We start from the raw sequence: 18562 nt of genomic DNA, 5'->3' as shown, positions 1-18562 counted from the left end.
TTATAACCATATATCTTTTTATGTTCTCACTTGGCAATGAAGTAAAGCTTACAGTATTCGGTTCATCCCATGGCCCTTACATAGGCGGTACAATGGACGGCCTTCCTGCAGGGATAAATATCGATGAAGAGTTTATACAGAAATGGCTTGACAGGAGAAAGCCCGGGCAGACAATTATAACCACACAGAGAAAGGAAGATGATTTAATGGAAATCATTGGAGGCTCCCATAATGGATATACAGATGGTTCACCATTTACATTTATTTTCAAAAATAAGGATTATATTGACAAACATTATGATGATTTGAAGGCAAATCCAAGGCCAGGGCATGCAGATTTAACCATGTATTACAAATATGGAGAATACAGAAACTATGAAGGAGGAGGATTTTTTTCGGGAAGGATGACCATGCCACTTGTTGCAGCCGGTGCACTCGCCATGGATATAATAAAAAAATACAATATAAAAATAGTAACTTACATAAAATCGGCCGGGGGCATAACGCTTGAAGAAAGCCCCCCAGATAATGAAGATTATGCATACGATTTTAAGACAAGAATGCCGAATAAGGAAAAAGATGAATTGCTATATACCAGAATACTTGATGTAATAAAGGAAGGCGATAGCCTTGGGAGCGTAATAAGTACCAAAATTTGCAATGTTCCAGAAGGCATCGGGGAACCATTTTTTAATTCTATTGAAAGCGAGATCTCAAAAGCCATGTTTTCCATACCGGGATTAAAGGCGATAGAATTTGGTTCTGGATTTAAACTGGGCAATATGAAGGGTTCCCAGGCAAACGATGAATTTTACATTGAAAATAATAAAATAGTAACAAAAACAAATAATTCTGGTGGCATACTTGGGGGCATAACAAATGGAATGCCTGTTGAGTTCAATATTGCTATGAAACCAGCATCGTCAATTAGATTGCCGCAGAAAACCGTTAATATTGAAAAAATGGAAGCCTCAGAAGTTGTGGTGAAGGGCAGGCATGATCCTTTTATATCTTACCGTGCGGTTCCTGTAATTCAGGCAATGACAGCATTTGTAATACTTGATATGATCATGTCAAAAAGATCATTATAAATGGAAAACCAGGTATCTGAAGGAAAGAACAGATACAAATATGGATATAAACATTATAAAAGCGATGGAGTATTTTGCTACTTTCATTGAGGTGATAACTGTGTTCATAAGATTGTGGAAGGCGTTTTCTTCACCCATTGTTACATTTATATGCTCTGTATGCGTTCCAACTGAAACAGGGCTGCAATTCTCAATGGCATCCATTACTGTTTTATTTATAAGATTGGCAACAGGTTCTGGTTCACAGTGCATTCCAAGAGGATTTATATCCAGATTTCCAACATTCACTACATGATTATCTGTTGTATATATATCCATGTTCTTTACCCTTTTATCAGATTTTAACCGTGCCAGTTTTATTATATCCCTGCTTATATTATTAGAATCTGTTAAAACTATGGCATTGTAATGGTCTTCAATTTTGAAAACCAGTGCCTGCACGCCCATTGATGCCAGGCCATTTATTTTTTCATAATTTCTTGCATATCCGATAATGGCAGGATATTTTGAATCTGTGGATTTGAATTTTTTTATGAGAGGATTTATAATCATATCGCAGTTTTCCAGTTCATCAGCATTTTCAATAAAACTGTTCTGTGCATCCAGCAATGCAAAATTCTCCGCGCCATTTTCCTCAAGGGCTTTCATGACCTTTAAACCTGCTTTTATTGAAATATCATCAAATGGTTTATCATAAGGTATTACTGCTGAAATTCCAGAGTTGCCAAATTTTTGAAGTGAGACATCGTAACCGTCCACATTGAATTTTACAAAATCAGATACAGAATTATAATATTTTATTTTAGACATTGAATTTTTAACAGCTCTGCCAATATTTTTAATATCGTTTACTCCACTGCAATTATTGCTGTTTGTTGTTGCAGTATGAAAAACCATTACATTGTCCCTTTCAAGTTCTTTGCTGAGCTTTAATGGCAAATTGCTGCTGCAAAGATTACCGAATGGGCCAGGATGCACAAACGGGAAAACAAGTGTAACTAAATTCTCATTTCCCTTCTTTATATTTGTTGTAACTACCGGAATGTTTCTTTTTTTGTTATACACATGGCTGAAAAATTTTTCACCTATATCTCCGTCATTATCTCTGTTAAGGAAAAAATTAATCAGTTCTGAAGGCCTTGACTTGTATTTTGCTGTGAATCCTATTGTTGTAAATATAAGGAATAAATATGAAAAAATAACGTAAATAATTGTTGCCACAATGAGTGGAACAATAAATCTAACTGCAATGCTATTTATTTTATAAAAAATCAATGCTATAATTATATATGAATATGTATAATTCATCGAAAGAGCTATTGCGGAAATCATGGATGATGGATAATAAATATATAAAACCAGGAATCTTAAAAATGCAGGAAAAGCTATGGCTACAGCTATAATATAATAATCTGGCATTAAAATTATTGGGTGCAATAAAACACCAACCAGGAAAAATAATGTAACCATGACCAGTGATATGAAATCAAGGTATATGATACGGTTATTATTGAATTGTTTATTTGTAAGTTTAATGCTAATATAATCAATAAGCAATAAAAGCATGAATGGGAGAATCGATACAATTAGAAGTAAAATAAAATCGTTCAGTATAAAATAATTAATGAGAAATAGTATGACAACTGGCAATATTAAATAATACCACTTAGGTGAAGTTTTTAGATATCTTGATAATCCTGCCAGTGTATTTCCTTTTTGCACAACCGTTAATGGAACTATTAGATATAAATTATTCCGCTTAATTATTTAGGAATATAGATAAATTAGTATCTGCTTTTCATCATTTTAAACTGCCCGTATCCTGTTAATATCCTTATGAATTTCGGAATTTTAATTTCATGATCATTGATATCCACTGCAAGTGATGAAATGCCGGAAAGCTTTTCTGGTGATGATATAACACAAATATTTTCAAAACCGGTTTTTTTTATTATTCTCGCCGATAGCTGTTGATTCCCCCGCCCAAGCAGGAATCCCTGTCCACCAATAATCGATATTATTATCTTTACGTGCCCTGTAAATATATTATTGTATATTGCATCCTCACCAGCATCTTCTGTTATTAAATTTTTTCCCTTAAAGATGTCAAAGCCAAGCATATTTGTTTTAAAGCCAAGGGAATTAACTATTGCCTTGCAGGTACTTCCCGGGCCTATTATATAATAAACATCTTCTTTCATATTATCAATAATGTATTCTGCAATATCATATGATGAAGATTCCGGATATTCTGCCTTTGAGGAGAACATCATTCCATCAAAATCGGGAATTTTTAAAGTTCCAAAGCTGGTAATCTCCAGTTTTCCCTTTCTGTACTGCTCTTCATTAATATCCGCAACTTCGCATTCTATATATTCTGGATCAGATATGCAAAATTTAGTAAAAACTTCAATTGCATATTTTATATTTATAGAAAAAACAGAACTGTACATTTTTACTCCTGCAGGAACTCCAATAACTGGTATACCCAAACCTGCTTTCAATACGTCCCTTGCAGTTCCGTCTCCTCCAACAAAACATATTAAGTCTGCCCCGGAAGCAGAAAGCAGGAAATTTATCGTGTCCTTTGATGTTGTTGGCTCTTCGGGATGATATGAAATTGTATATTTCAATCCAGCAATGTCCATTTCATCAGATCCCATGCAGCCATATGGAACAATAAATGTTATGTCCCTGCATTTAATTCCTGAAAGAAACTCTATTGATCTTTTAATTGATGTTGAATCTTCAATATTTTCCAGATGCATATTATCGGACCCTTTATTGTTTCTTATGCCTCCATAACCAGCAAGCGGGTTAACAAAAAATGCCACTGTTTTCACAGATAATACACCTTTCCATCCTCAGGAATTAATATATTTTCATAATTCAATGATTTGATTTGATTGAGTGAATCAGCAGACATGTGTGTGGGAACAAGGATTTTAGATCTGCTTAAAGTAAAGGCTTTAAGTGCATCATTTACTGTTGAATGGCCATATTTTTTTGCTTCATCTTCCTTATTATTGCAGTACGTGGCTTCGTGTATAAAAATATCACAATTTTCACCATTTTTTATTGCTGTTTCCGAATATGATGTATCGCCTGAATAGAATAATTTTTTATTTTCTATTTTGATTCTGTATGTATAGTCTTCTACAGTATGAATGCCAGGTGCAACTGTAACCCTGTTATCAGGATTATTGAATTTTACTCCTTCGAGCATAAATTCAGGCGTATTATAGTATTTAAGTATGGATATTGTGCTGTTTTCTATTTTCTCAGGGCCAATTATATTAACAGGGTCTGTTATGCCATTAAGTGCTCTCTGCCATATTAGTTCCGGGATGCCACCGTAATGGTCCAAATGTAAATGAGTAACCAGAACTGCCTTAATATCTTTTAAATTTATGCCTGAATTAATTAATTCCTCTACAGCATGAGGGCCACAGTCAAGAAGTGTATTATCCTCCAGGAGAAATGAACTATTCTTCTTTCCAATGTCAAGTTTTGAACTCCATGTGCCTATTGCCTTAAATTTCATGGAAACGTATATGTTTAAAGATTAAAAATTTAGTGCCTTACCATGTTTTCTATAATTCCATACAGGTCTGTGAATTCTACAAAGAAATCAGATGGTTCGATTAATCTGGAGGAAGATGGATTAAATGCAACAAAATATTTTGATCTTTTTTTCATTGATAAATCCATGTAGGAGTCTCCTACACTGACTGTTTCGGACTGTGATATGCCATATCTTTCCTGTATTTTTTTTACATTTAAGTCCTTCGTGGCTGGATCAACGTTTTTAATAAAATTATGATTTTTTACATCAACTTCATTTCCTGTGTAATAATCAATGCCAAGAAGTTCAGATAAATATCCAGCAAAAACCTGCGATCCTGCAGATACTATGGCTGTTTTTATTTTCCTGTTCTTCAAATATTCCATTGTCCTTAAAACGTTAAAAGATAAATCATTGAGATTTAAATATGTTTTAATTTTTGTTTCTGTGAGTTCCTCAAAAATATTATCAGGCAGTCCATTATGCCAGAGATAATCAAAAGTATATTTCATTTCATTTGCTAAATATATCTTTTTCATCGATCTGTGTATTATTATATCCCATGAATTTCTATTTTTTAATAATACTCCATCCATATCAAATACCATTAATTTAATATTTTTTAAATAGTCTTTGTCTGCTCTTATGCCATTTTTCAGTTCTTCTATTTCTATCATTAAGTATATATTAACAATATATATTAAGAACTTACTATATAGTTTTCATATAATTATATATATAATATGAATTTACTTCATGGCATAAAAAATTTATAGCCCTGCAATATATATGACGTAATGTCAGAGATTAAATCGTGCCATATTTTCATTTTAATAGAAAATAATATTTCCATCAATGAAAGGTGTAAAGCATGAACATTTACTATATAATAACATCAGTGGCAATTCTTCTGACACTTTTTGTATTTGCATTAAAATTCAATGTATTTGATTTTAAGGGCACAGTGGCTGCCCTCATAGTTGGTATTATTGTTCTGGTTTTAGGGTCTCTCTACTGGCTTATTTTAATGCTTATATTTGCTGTTACAGCACAGCTCGCAACAAAATTCAGAATTAAAGAAAAAATGCAGAGAAAATTGCAGGAAGGCGAAAATGGAGAGAGGCACGCATCCAATGTCATATATGCTGCATTGATAGGAATTGCTATAGCAGTCATGAATGCAGCAAAAATTGGAGGATTTCCATATTTCCTGATATTTGGCGTTTCTTTTGCGTCGGTTAATGCAGATACTTTTGCATCTGAAATAGGGGTATTTGACAGTAATGTTTATATGATTACCAGCTTAAAAAAAATAAGGCCAGGAATAAACGGTGGAATTTCTTTACTTGGGGAAGCTGCCGCACTATTTGGTGCATTTATAATTGGGATATCATATGTCATACTCAATTTCCATGGTTTTGATGTTATTTCATTGCTAGTTATAACAGTTCTTGGGTTCACGGGATGCCAGATCGATAGTATTTTAGGTGCCCTTTTTGAAAATAAAGGCAAAATGTCCAAGGGCCAGGTTAACGCTTTTTCAACATTGCTGGCTGTGGCTATTGCATTTATACTATATCTTTGATAAAATATGATCAATACAGTTATGTTTATTAACCGTCATTATATTATAGATTATGGCAAAAATGTTCGTAGTTCTTACAAAAGGAAAAGACGATCTGAATATGGTAAATGTAGCAGCTAATTTTGCTTACAGCTCTGTTAAAAATGCAAATGCAACAGTTCATTTTATGTTTCTGGGAAGGGGAGTTGAGAATTTATTGAAGGATTCCAATGGAATAAAGCCAATCATAGAACTTGTTGATAAGATGAAAAGCGCAGGAATAGAAATTACATATTGCAAGGTTTCGGCAAAAGGAATTGGGCTAAGCGAAGAACAGCTTCTTGAAGGCATTGAACCTGTTATGGGTGGAATTCAGACAGCAAAAGAGATAGATAACGGTTTTTCAGTAATTACATTTTAATTTTTTTAATATAGATCGCCAACTTTAATAATCAGTTTGCCTTGAAATTTTATGAGTAATATTTCATGGAGTACTGCATGTGCAATCGCTCTTGCTGATGGAAAAATTGATTTACCAAAGGAAATGGAAGACCCGTTGGAAACAGGGTTATTTTTCAGATCTATCGGAAAAATTCGTGGCCAAGTAAGAGATTATAGATGCAGCATTGATGGATCAAAACTGGGAATACATGTTGTAGAATTCATTGACCATTATGAAGTACATGTTGATAAATTTGACCCGCATAAAAAACCTTTAGAGCATATTGTTTTCGACAGCCCTGATACAATATTAAAAATACCTCTATTGCTAAAAATTATTAAAAAAAATTAATTTGTGCAGTGAAGTAATTTCAATCTCCAGTTCCTTTTCTTATAATTTCCATTGCCTTTTTAATATCTTCCACAGAAGATTCATTCTCCAGCGTGCTTATGTCGCCTGTTGTTTGATTTAAATATACTGCCTTAATTACACGCCTCATGATTTTGCCTGACCTTGTTTTTGGCAAAGCAGGAACAATATGTATTTCTTCAGGTACCATTATTGGGCCGAGATCATGCCTTATCCGTTTTTTCAGTGCATCGATAAGTTCACTGGTTTTTTCAAAGCCATCTTTCAGCGTTACAAACGCTATTATTGTATCGCCTTTAACAGTATCCGGTTTTCCGAATACAGCTGCTTCCGCTATTTCCTTCAAAGATACAAGCTCATCCTCTATTTCAATGGTTCCTATTCTGTGCCCGGATACCTTTAAAACCTCATCACTTCTTCCAAGCAGCCAGAAATAATTGTCTTCGTCCCTTATTGCATAATCTCCCATGAGATATTTTCCTGGAAACTTTGAAAAATAAGTATCTATATATCTTTGATCGTCGTTGTTGACTGTCATCATGAGCCCGGGCCATGGTTTATCTATAACTATGTATCCCTTTTCTCCACTTTTGGCGGGAGTTCCCTCTTCCCTGAGTATCTCCGGAACTATTCCGGGCATTGGAAATGTTGCGGAACCTGGCTTAAGATCCGGCATGCCAAGTTCAACAGATGGTGCTATTGTAAATCCGCCTGTTTCGGTTTGCCAGTATGTGTCTATTATCGGGCATCTGCCCTTTCCTATATTTTCATAAAACCAGTGCCAGGCTGCAGGATTTATAGGTTCTCCTACCGTTCCCAGTGTTTTTAAGGACGAAAGATCGTGATTCAACGGATATTTATCTCCATATTTCATTAATAACCTTACTGCGGTGGGCGATGTGTATAATATGTTTACTCCGTATTTTTCCACAATTTCCCACATTTTATCTGGTTTGGGATAATCTATAGCGCCTTCATACATAATCGATGTAATCCCGAGAAGCAGTGGAGCAAAGACAATATAGCTGTGACCTGTGATCCATCCTATATCGGCAGCGCACCACCAGCGATCAGATTCACCGGGATTAAAAGCCCACTTCAGAGTATTTGCAATCCATACTTGATATCCGCCGTTACCATGAACAATGCCTTTTGGCTTTCCGGTTGTGCCTGATGTATATAAAATAAATAGAGGATCGCTGGAATCAAGTTCTTCGGGCTCAACATAGCCATCTTCAAGAATTTCATCATAATAATAATCCCTGCCAGATTCCATATTGATTTTATCATATGTATTCCTTACAACAATTACGTTGTCAACGCCTTTACTTAGATCTATTGCTGAATCCACAATTTTCTTTAGCTGTACTGTTTTTCCCTTCCTGTAGCCACCATCTGCAGTAATGACAGTTTTTGAATTTGAATCATCAATTCTCTGTGCAAGTGCTTCTTCACCGAAACCGGAGAATACAACATTGAATACCGCTCCTATTCTTGCGCATGCCAGCATTGCTATAGGTGCTTCTAGAATCATTGGAAGGTATATTGTAACTCCGTCGCCTTTTTTTATGCCAAGATTCAAAAGTGCTTTTGCGAATGCATTTACTCTCCTGTAAAGACCAAAATATGTGATTACTTTTTCTTCGCCCTTTTCAGGGACCCATATATATGCGACCTTGTTTCTCTTCTCCGTCATTGCATACCTATCCAGGCAGTTATATGACATATTGGTTTTTCCATTGACAAACCATTTATAAAAGGGCTTGTTCGATTCATCGAGAACAGTATCATATGGATGGAACCAATCTATTATTTTTGATTTTTCCCTCCAGAAATCGACCGGATCATTTATAGCTCTCTTATATTCTTCAAAATACCTGGTCATATGCATTCTGTATTTTTCATCCACCGGAAGAGTTTCTTTCATAGGTAATAATAATACACCATTACTTAAATATTTAATTGAAAATACGGGATTTATTAAACATTAAAAAGGTTTTTAATATTTTAATAGGCATTTAATTAATTTTTTAATTTTTCAACAAGTTCCGGAACAACGGTAAAAAGGTCTCCAACTATTCCGTAATCACACTCTTCAAATATTGGTGCACTTTTATCCTTGTTTATTGCGATTATTGTTTTAGAACCTCTTATTCCTGCTATATGCTGTATCTGGCCTGAGATGCCGAGAGCTATATAAAAATCCGGCCTTACTTTTTTTCCGGATAATCCAACCTGCTTGTCCTCACTAAGCCATTTATAATCCAGGCATACAGGCCTTGATCCTGATATTTCAGCATGAAGCACAGCAACTAATGGCATAATCTTTTCAATATTCTCCTGGCTTCCAAGCCCTCTGCCTATTGATACAATAACCTTGGCATTCCTTATATCTGTTCCTCCAGATTCTTTGTTTTTCACATTAATTATTTTGTAATTGCTCTTTTCGAGGTCAATCTTTTTGACATCAGATTTTTTATTTATTTTCTCAGCCTCTATTATGCCTGCGGAAACAGTAAACATTTTGAAATTGCTTTCCTCTTCAACTACAGTTTTCCCGCCATGGAAGAATCTTTTCGTGGTGATATTTTCTTTATTCTCAAAATAGAATATTTCAGGCATGCATTTCATTTTTAATTTGTATGATAATATGCCTGCCAGTTCTCTGCCAGTATTTGTTGATGATATGAAAATAAAGTCATAATTATTTTTTTCAATATGCCCTGCTAAAAATTTGCTTAAATTATCTACAAAACCATCACTGTAAAAATAAACTGTAGCTGCCCCATATTCCACCAGTTCCTTATTCTCTGTAGATATTACATCCACATCCATTTTTCCACGTAAATATGTAACCATTTCCATAGCGTTTTTTGGCTCATCTGAAAATATTAATCCTTTCATTTTACCACCCTCAATATTTTTGCCACTTCATCTATTCCTTTTCCGTCCTCATAAATTATTTTCTTTCTCTGGCTTTCAGGGGCTTTATCTGAAAGTATTTTTGTGTCATCCTTGTATTCAGGTTTGCCCTCAACAATATTTATGTTTTTCTTTCCTGCCATCATGATCTGCATAACTTTTGGCAATCTTGGTTCGTTTATTTCCTGAGCAACAGAAACTATTGCCGGGAGATTGGTTTCAACAGTTATATCCTCGCTTTCGGATTCAACAGTTACATTTGCTGTTTCCCCGTTAATTTCTATATTAATTGCATTTGTGATTACATTTAAACCCAGTGCTGATGAAAGCAATCCTGCTAACAACCCGGAATATGAATCTGATGACTGGTCTCCTAGAATTATAATGTTATACTTAGATTTATTAAGTTCACAGGAAATGACACTGGCTGTTACCATTGGGTCAGATTTTTTATATCCAGTAATAACTGTGCCTTCGTCCACACCCATTGCATATGCTTCTTTCATGGTTGATGTTGATCTATCTGTACCAAATATTATACCTGTAACTTTACCGCCATATTTTTCTTTCAGCTGCACTGCTGCTTCTACTGCATTTTTGCTGAGAATATCCATCTTTAATGGCATGTTATCCATGATAGGCTCATTGTTGTCGTTCAGCTTTATCTGGTCCATATCCACCGTTTGCTTAATAAGGACTGCTATATCCATAAATGCTCATATTAAAACCCTATTTAATTTTTTCAATATAGAAAATAACACTTTATCTTTCTATTGTCCGTTTTTAACAAAATTTGGATTAAAATTTTGCATAATATCAGTTAGACTTTAATTTATTTGTATAATTGTATACTTGTCATATAAGTGAGCTAAAACTTTTATTTGATGTTTTAATTTTTATAGATTTGCTTAATCATAAATTATAAAATATTTTCGAGATATTAATTATATCTTACCTGTTTCCAATATATAAAGATGCCGAAATATTTCCACAATCCAATAATTTAATTTTAATTCCTTATGAATGCTATTAACTATCATTTAAACAATTATAATTGTAAAAAATAATCAAATTAACATGTAATTATACAAGAACAACAATAAATTCAAAAAGATTTATATAACAGCCTATGATATTATCTATGCAGGTAGGTAAGGCATTCCATTAATTGGAATGCCAATCCTTTAAATTATAATTATATTCTGGATAGATCAAGAATAATCATATTGTTGTAATAATACATTCTCTTATTCCTTATTCCCCTTATTAATTCAGAGAAAGATATGCTTATACCAATAGAATCAATAATCATATTCAGTATAATATAAGCTATAAAATAGGAAAATAGCTGTATTAATATTCCATTCAACGATTTAGATATTAATTTATCCATCTTTAATTGTGATTTCATCATTTTAAACAATTCCTCTATGTTCCATCTTAAGTTATATGCATATGCTGTATGCTTATCATCTAAATTTAATATACTGGTAATATAATCATATTCCATATTATTGATATTAACCCTTACAATCCTTAATGTAAGGCCATTGTTAAACCTTATAATTTCATGATTATTTATTTCCCCTATGCTTTCATACACTGCATTCTTCTTAATCCTTGAAACAAATAGTATATTTTTATCCTTTAATTCCTGGAACTTTTCTAAATTATAGTATCCCAGATCAAATACCAATATAGAGGAATACAATATTTTATCATCCATTTTATCCAGCAATTCATTTAAAAATAATGAATCGTTTTTATTTGCTGATGATATGGAAATATTCAGTGGCATAATATATGGATATAATACAGAAGATGTATGTATTTTTATTCCATTAATTTCAGTGCCATGGTATTTCCCTGAACCCTTTATTGATGTTTTCAATAATGTAGAATCTATTCCTATTAGTCTCATATACCTTGAATATTTTTTATAATCATGTGCTTTAATATATAACTCAACAAATTTATAGAATAATAGCATGAATGTGATTATACCCAGTTATAATTTGCATATATTTTTAAGGAGTTATATAATAAGCACAATATTTAAAATAAAAGCTTCAATTCACTATCTTTGGATGAGAGAGAATTAAGATTTTGAAAATATAGGGCAAAGTTCTAAAACTCGATATTCCAATAATCCCGGAACAGTGAAATAAAATTAAAATTATTTAAGCAATGAAAGGAGGAAATAGTATGTTTGCAAAAATGGAAAACATATAAAATAAAGGTTTATAGATTAAATTATAACAGAATATCTCCTAATGATACACTGCAACTTTAAATGGGTAACATCAAATGGAATATAAGACCTGTTTGTATTTAATTTTGATAGATGGTACTGTAAAGTTAAGAAGCCTATGATATTATTCTTCTTCTAGATTCTTTAGGAATTCAACGGATCTTCTTTCTATTATAGATATAATTTCATTTATATCCTCTTCTGTTAACATGAAATTTTTGTTGATGGTTTTATTTTTATCAATTATTCCCATGGTAAAACTTCCAAATACATATCCTTTAATGAACGATACAAATTCTTCCTTACTTTTAAAATTCCATAATTTATATGTTTCCTTTGAATTTAACTCGAGCTCATCTATAAATTTTTCAAGATCTCCCCTTTCCATTGATTTTAGTGCCATAAATATAATAACGACTTATAGAATAAAAATATTGTGTAGTTATTTAAAAAGTATTAAAGGTCACACTTACCGGTTGGGCATGCAGGATCAAAAGTTGCATCCAGCTTTAAAAGCTTATCTGGCATCTTCATTGTGAGGTCAATCTTTTTTTCCTCGTCGCTTTTTTTCTGCCCGTTGCCTGCATACAGTACCTGCTGTGTCTTGCTTCTGTCACGGTATACTGTTATTCCCTTGCAGTGAAGTTCTTTTGCCAGGCGGTAAGATTTTTCTATGTCTTCAGGAGTTGCTTCAAATGGCAGATTAATAGTCTTTGATACTCCTGAATCACAGTATTTCTGGAATGTTGCCTGCATGATAACATGCCAGTCCGGGTCTATTTCTTGCGCTGTTACAAAGAGTTTTTTGATATCTTCCGGTAGATCCAGATTTCCGAGCTTGCCGGTTTCTGCAATCTTTTCCATAAGTTCCTGGTTCCATAGCTTCCTTGATTTCAATACATCTTCCAGCAATGGATTTACTTCCAGCAGTTCCTGGCCATTCAGGACATGCCTGACAAACGCCAGGGCAAATAATGGCTCTATCGATGAAGAGCACCCGGAGATTATGGATATTGTGCCGGTTGGTGCTATAGTTGTTGTTGTGGAATTCCTCATTTTTATTCCCTTTTCCTCGTATTCCGATCCATACCATCCTGGAAATACGCCCCTTTCTTCTGCAAGGCGCTGTGATTCCAGATGAGATTCATCGTTGAGTGTTTTCATTACATGCTCACCGAATTCCAGTGCTTCGTTGCTGTTATATGGAATGCCAAGCATTATAAGCGCATCTGCGAATCCCATTAGCCCGAGGCCAATTTTCCTGGTTTTTCTTGTCATGTTTTTTATTGATTCTACCGGAAATTTGTTTGCGTCCACAACATTTTCCAGAAATCTCGTCGCAATTCTTATTGTTTCTTTATATTTATCATAGTTAAATGTAGAATTCTCGACAAACTTTGATAGGTTTATAGAGCCAAGATTGCATGATTCGTAAGGCAAAAGTGGCTGTTCGCCACAGTTGTGAACCACAATTCCATTGGCTACAAATGAATGAGTGGATGGTTCTACAAGATCATATACATCATCTTTCCCGATGTATTCTATACTGCTGACTCTTGCAGTCCATAAAGCTGCGTAAGGACCTTTTTTGTAGCTGTTTACAATATCATTTAGCTTTGTGTTTTTTCTTTCAGATATAAAACCTATAGACTTTCCGTAATTTATTAGATTTATACCTGATATATTAAGTTCATGGAAGTCTTGTGTCGTATATAATCTCATTTTCCTCTTTGAATCTGGAAGCATTTTGATTCCAGTTTTCTTACGATTTGTATATATTCTGCTAAAAATGCCAAAATTCAACAGCAGCATCTGTACCTGTTTTAATAAGCTTATACTTATTGAACCCAGTCTTACTGCATACCTGGACTTTCCAGAAGACAATACAGCACCATCTGCTTCGAATAATGCCTGCAGGAACCCCTTTTGCATTTCCATGCTCCCCTCAAATACCTTATCAGAAACCTGCAATTTTTCTTCTACCAGGTCATAGCCTACAGCAAATTCCTTTAGCCTTTCTGATGCAATTGTTATGCAATTTCTGCTTTCAATATTTACCATGCTTACAGGGTAATCCCTGTTGTTGGTAGATGGCCTTATTATATTGTTTACATACCCTTCAAAATCTTTTGCGAATACACGATCCTGATCATAGAAAGATAAAACAGCACGATCGTTGTTATTTCCATTATTTATATGGCCATCGCCGACAAGCCAGCCCAGAACTCTGCCTTCTTCCATGCTACCATAAGGGCCAAAGGAGCCACTCTCGTTTAATATTCTTATTTTTTCTCCAGTTTTTAATTTTGATGCTTCAATCCATCCTCTCTCTTCACTGTATATTCTATGGTCACCGGTAACTTTTATCTCAAAACCTTCCTTTGTTGTTAACCTATATGCATCTTTAAAGCCTGTATATATGACATTTGATGACCTTCTAAATTTTCCTCCAAATCTTCCATCTACCTTTATATTCAATGGATTTCCTTCATCATATAGTTGTTTAGCTGTTTTTATTCCTTCAGAAGTGTATATTCTGGTATCACCGGTAACACAGGGATTGGTTGATTCTATATCTCCAATGTTCTTTACCGGGTTTTTTCTGTTAATTTCATCAAGGAATATCATTCCCGGGTCTCCGGTTGTCCATGCATGATTTACAATAGAGTTCCATAGTGTTGATGCTTTAATTTTACCCATAACTTTTTTGTCTCTAGGGTTAATTAGATCTATATTTTCATCACTATCAAGCTTTTCAAAGAATTCATCGTTTACTCCGACAGATATGTTAAAGTTACTCAAGATTTTATTTTCAGAATCCTTGCTGTTTATGAAGTCCATTATATTTGGGTGGTTATAGTTCAGTATTCCCATATTGGCTCCTCTTCTCTTTCCACCCTGCTTTATAACATCTGTTGTTACATCAAAAATTCTCATGAATGAAACAGGGCCAGATGCAACACCTTTAGTTGATGCAACTATGTCATCGCTTGCCCTCAGGCGGCTGAAAGAGAAACCTGTTCCTCCGCCGGATTTGTGTATCTCAGCAGTTGCTTTCAGTGTATCAAAAATTGAATCTATGCTGTCATCCACTGGAAGCACAAAGCATGCACTGAGTTGCCCAAGTGGCCCGCCTGCATTCATTAATGTAGGTGAATTTGGAACGTACTCAAGGCTGGTCATCATATTTTCAAATTTATTGATCCAGTAATTAACCATAGTCTTTTTTGTCTCGATAAAATCCAGGAAATCTTCATATGAACCGTCAACTTTCTTCTCCTTCTTCAATTCATTAAATCCTCTTCTGAGTTCTTCATCCTGAGTCTTTGTTATGCCAGAATAGACTGTTCCATTATTGTTTATTTTGCCTGTTTCCTTATATGATATATAATCGTATAATCCCTGAATTATTCCAAGATGCACTGCTACCCTGTGAAACATCTGTTTTGGAGTTTCTATAATTTTTCCTTCCGAATCTTTAAAAAGATACCTGGCTTCGAGTACCTTTATTGCATTTACGCTTAATTTTAAATCGTCTTTGACTCCCAAAAACTCTTTTTCCTGCCTTACTGTATTTCTCTTTTCTCTATACAGTATGTATGCTTTTGCAACAGATACATATGAAACACCATTGATTTTATGGACCATCAAAGTATTTTCAACAGCATCCTGGATAAGTTCTACTGTTGGTTCCTCATTTCCTTTCTCAAGTTCCTTTGTAATATAATCGGCAAATTTATTCGCCTCTTCCATGGAACCTGTTTTAACAGACAACATTGCCTTGTATATTGCCATTGCTATCTTCTTTTTATCGAATGGAACGCGGGAGCCATCCCTTTTTGTTACGCTATTTAAAACATTTATCATTTTGCATCACAGTGTATTAAGAACAATACATAGATGTATTTGAATATTTTTTTAACCATTTTTTTTACTTATTATTTATCCAAACCGTGCCTTTAATTACCACATTTGAATAAATATTTATTACCTAATTAGTTAAAATATTAAATATATATTTTTTAAATTAATATATATATCTACCTGTAACATGTGCCCATGAAATGGTAATGTTTTTCAAAGAAACAATTATACCTTATAATGGACCTTGATAATTATATATCAAAACTTAAAAGTTCTTCGGCCACACCGGGAGGAGGTTCGGCCTCTGCCATATCTTCCATGTTTGCTGCATCTCTTAACTCCATGGCAGCATTGCTTTCAACTGGTAAAAAGAAGCTCTTAGCACATGATAATTATTTTAAAACCATTGCAGATGAATCCGGAAGTATCATTGGTGAATTGAAAAACCTCAGTTTAGAAGATGAAAAGACATTTCAGGGAATTATGGATGCATTGCACATTGATAGAAACGAACTGGATCGAGCCGATGCAATAAATACAGCCATAAAAAATAGTGTAAGAGTATCATGGAAAATAGCAGGCATTTCTTTGCACAATATGGAGAATTCACTTTTCCTTTGCAACAATGGAAATGCTAACCTCATTACTGATGATATATCAGCAGCTTATATGGCATATACAGCAATACATACTTCCGTTAACAATATAAAGATAAACCTGAAATTTCAGAAAGATAAAAATTATAAAGAGGCAGAACTTTTAAAGCTTAAATTTTTCATGGAAAATGTAGAAAGTATCATAGAAAGTATAAGATTAAAGGAAAATTCTATTATCCCCTGAGCCAAAATATTTACTACATATTAGTTATTACAGTATTATGTCACAGGATATACAAAAAATTATTGATAAATTTGGAATAACGGATTATGCTTTATACGGAAAATATGCTGCAAAATTAGGGCTTTCAAACTGTATTCCCAATAATAAAGGGAAAATCATATTAATGACAGCTATGACACCAACGCCTGCTGGAGAGGGAAAAACTACTACTGCTATAGGGTTGGCACAGGCATTGCAAATGATTGGCAAAAAAGCAGGAATTGCCATAAGGGAACCATCGCTTGGACCGTGCTTTGGCGTTAAAGGTGGCGCCACTGGTGGAGGAAAGTCAACTGTAGAGCCATCTGATAAAATAAATTTAATATTTACAGGGGATTTTCCTGCGATTTCGGCTGCACACAACCTGCTTTCTGCAATGATAAATAATCATATATATTTTGGAAATGAAATGAAAATTGATGTAAAAAAGATAGCTTTTCCAAGAACAGTTGATATGGATGACCGGTCTTTGAGATCAATAATAGTTGGCAATGGTTCTTCAAGCAATGGAACGCTTGCAAATGATTCATTTGTTATAACTGCAGCATCTGAAATCATGGCTATAATGGCACTTTCGAATGGGTATGAAGATTTAAAAGAGAGGCTTGGCAATATAATAGTCGGTTATACAAGAAAAAATAAACCGGTATTTGCAAGGGACATTAAAGCCAATGGAGCTATGGCAGCACTGCTTTCCGACGCATTAAAGCCAAATATGGTACAGAGCATAGAAAATGTTCCTGCCATTATACATACAGGGCCATTTGGCAATATTGCACATGGAACGTCAAGCATTCTTGGTGATTATGCTGCACTTAATTTGTTTGATTATACAGTTACTGAAGCAGGTTTCGGATCCGACCTTGGCTTTGAGAAATTTATGGATATAGTTACCAGGGAAGCAGGATTAACAGTAAATGCAACGGTAATAGTGGCAACAATCAGGGCAATGAAGCATCATGGAGGAGCAAAAAACATAGATGCAGAAGATATTGGTGCCATTGAAACAGGCATTCAGAATCTTTTTGCGCATATTGAAATTGTAAGGAAGTTTGGAATTGAACCTGTTGTTGCATTGAATATACACACACTTGACACGGAGCTGGAGATAAAGAAAGCATCTGATCTTCTTGATCAGGCAGGAATAAAATATGCGGTATCAAGAGTTTATTCACAGGGTGGCAAGGGTGGGATAGAACTTGCTGAAAAGGTTCTGGACTCGATAAAAGAAAACAAAATTACCTATGCCTATGAAAAAGATGAACCGGTAAAAAACAAGATAGAAAAAATTGCCAAAAGGGTATATGGCGCAGATGGTGTTGACTTTTCAAGGGAGGCACTTATGGATATAAAACATGCGGAAGAAAATGGCTTTGGGAATTTTTATATATGTATGGCAAAAACTCAATCATCTATTTCTGACAATCCATTACTGATCAATGTTCCGAACAATTTCAAGGTAAAAGTTAATTCTGTCATTGTAAATGCAGGTTCCAGATTTATAATACCTGTTCTTGGAGATATAATGACAATGCCAGGGCTTCCAAAACATCCAGCTGCAGAAAAGATAGACATAGACAGTAAAGGAAATATTACTGGATTATCATAATTATTC

The 18562-nt window shown here is 34.2% G+C and carries 16 protein-coding genes; 6 read left to right on the top strand and 10 right to left on the bottom strand.

All coding sequences use genetic code 11. The features are described 5' to 3' along the window. Positions 1 to 20: 20 nt before the first annotated feature. On the top strand, positions 21 to 1091 hold the full coding sequence (gene aroC, locus WKI77_RS00535) for a chorismate synthase (RefSeq protein ID WP_337859886.1): 1071 nt from the start codon (positions 21 to 23) through the stop codon (positions 1089 to 1091). Here aroC and WKI77_RS00530 read toward each other — a convergent pair. From WKI77_RS00530 to WKI77_RS00515, 4 genes are all read right to left on the bottom strand, one after another. Further along, positions 1086 to 2813 (bottom strand): DUF2070 family protein, encoded by a 1728-nt coding sequence (locus tag WKI77_RS00530; RefSeq protein WP_337859885.1) that lies wholly within the window; start codon positions 2811 to 2813, stop codon positions 1086 to 1088. The two genes, aroC and WKI77_RS00530, sit on opposite strands and share 6 nt — an antisense overlap. Before the next feature lie 62 nt (positions 2814 to 2875). Then, a complete protein-coding gene (locus tag WKI77_RS00525; RefSeq protein WP_337859884.1) occupies positions 2876 to 3934 on the bottom strand; it encodes an ATP-NAD kinase family protein in 1059 nt (352 codons plus the stop codon). Then, positions 3931 to 4635 carry an MBL fold metallo-hydrolase gene (locus tag WKI77_RS00520; protein WP_337859883.1) on the bottom strand — a complete coding sequence of 235 codons (705 nt, stop codon included), beginning with the start codon at positions 4633 to 4635 and terminating at the stop codon, positions 3931 to 3933. Before WKI77_RS00520 ends, WKI77_RS00525 begins: the two co-directional genes overlap by 4 nt. A gap of 29 nt (positions 4636 to 4664) precedes the next feature. Continuing rightward, positions 4665 to 5333, bottom strand: a complete 669-nt coding sequence (locus WKI77_RS00515) for an HAD family hydrolase (protein WP_337859882.1) — start codon at positions 5331 to 5333, stop codon at positions 4665 to 4667. A 194-nt stretch (positions 5334 to 5527) separates the two neighbouring features. Between WKI77_RS00515 and WKI77_RS00510 the strand changes: the two genes are divergently transcribed. Genes WKI77_RS00510 through WKI77_RS00500 form a run of 3 tightly spaced genes read left to right on the top strand, consistent with a single transcriptional unit; the run spans position 5528 to position 7013 of the window. Beyond that, positions 5528 to 6241 carry a DUF92 domain-containing protein gene (locus tag WKI77_RS00510; RefSeq protein ID WP_337859881.1) on the top strand — a complete coding sequence of 238 codons (714 nt, stop codon included), beginning with the start codon at positions 5528 to 5530 and terminating at the stop codon, positions 6239 to 6241. Between the two features lie 52 nt (positions 6242 to 6293). Further along, entirely contained in the window at positions 6294 to 6641 is a 348-nt protein-coding gene (locus WKI77_RS00505) for a DsrE family protein (RefSeq protein WP_337859880.1), read from the top strand. Positions 6642 to 6692: 51 nt separating this feature from the next. Next, positions 6693 to 7013 (top strand): hypothetical protein, encoded by a 321-nt coding sequence (locus tag WKI77_RS00500; RefSeq protein WP_337859879.1) that lies wholly within the window; start codon positions 6693 to 6695, stop codon positions 7011 to 7013. A gap of 19 nt (positions 7014 to 7032) precedes the next feature. On the opposite strand, the gene acs is transcribed toward WKI77_RS00500, so the two are convergent. The 6 genes from acs to WKI77_RS00470 all read right to left on the bottom strand — a co-directional run bounded on the left by acs (position 7033) and on the right by WKI77_RS00470 (position 16071). Next, a complete protein-coding gene (gene acs, locus WKI77_RS00495; protein ID WP_337859878.1) occupies positions 7033 to 8958 on the bottom strand; it encodes an acetate--CoA ligase in 1926 nt (641 codons plus the stop codon). A 95-nt stretch (positions 8959 to 9053) separates the two neighbouring features. Further along, positions 9054 to 9935: an electron transfer flavoprotein subunit alpha/FixB family protein gene (locus WKI77_RS00490; protein ID WP_337859877.1), complete on the bottom strand. Its 882-nt coding sequence runs from the start codon at positions 9933 to 9935 to the stop codon at positions 9054 to 9056. Then, positions 9932 to 10663, bottom strand: coding sequence for an electron transfer flavoprotein subunit beta/FixA family protein (locus WKI77_RS00485; RefSeq protein WP_337859876.1), 732 nt, complete (start codon positions 10661 to 10663; stop codon positions 9932 to 9934). The genes WKI77_RS00490 and WKI77_RS00485 overlap by 4 nt, the downstream gene beginning before the upstream one ends. Positions 10664 to 11148: 485 nt before the next feature. Next, positions 11149 to 11943 (bottom strand): IS4 family transposase, encoded by a 795-nt coding sequence (locus tag WKI77_RS00480; protein WP_337859875.1) that lies wholly within the window; start codon positions 11941 to 11943, stop codon positions 11149 to 11151. A gap of 385 nt (positions 11944 to 12328) precedes the next feature. Next, the gene (locus WKI77_RS00475) at positions 12329 to 12607 is read right to left on the bottom strand and encodes a hypothetical protein (protein WP_337859874.1); all 279 of its coding nucleotides are present in this window, start codon (positions 12605 to 12607) and stop codon (positions 12329 to 12331) included. Positions 12608 to 12660: 53 nt separating this feature from the next. Beyond that, positions 12661 to 16071 (bottom strand): ATP cone domain-containing protein, encoded by a 3411-nt coding sequence (locus WKI77_RS00470; RefSeq protein WP_337859873.1) that lies wholly within the window; start codon positions 16069 to 16071, stop codon positions 12661 to 12663. Positions 16072 to 16305: 234 nt separating this feature from the next. Here WKI77_RS00470 and WKI77_RS00465 point away from each other — a divergent pair, with 234 nt between their 5' ends. Both WKI77_RS00465 and WKI77_RS00460 read left to right on the top strand, forming a co-directional pair. Beyond that, positions 16306 to 16908: a cyclodeaminase/cyclohydrolase family protein gene (locus WKI77_RS00465; RefSeq protein ID WP_337859872.1), complete on the top strand. Its 603-nt coding sequence runs from the start codon at positions 16306 to 16308 to the stop codon at positions 16906 to 16908. A gap of 37 nt (positions 16909 to 16945) precedes the next feature. Next, entirely contained in the window at positions 16946 to 18556 is a 1611-nt protein-coding gene (locus tag WKI77_RS00460; protein WP_337859871.1) for a formate--tetrahydrofolate ligase, read from the top strand. Positions 18557 to 18562 lie beyond the last annotated feature (6 nt).

It is taken from the genome of Ferroplasma sp. (genome assembly GCF_037442045.1).
Classification (GTDB): Archaea; Thermoplasmatota; Thermoplasmata; order Thermoplasmatales; family Thermoplasmataceae; genus Ferroplasma.
The sequence above is the reverse complement of the archived record's forward strand: the minus strand, read 5'-3'. Positions and strand labels throughout refer to the sequence as shown.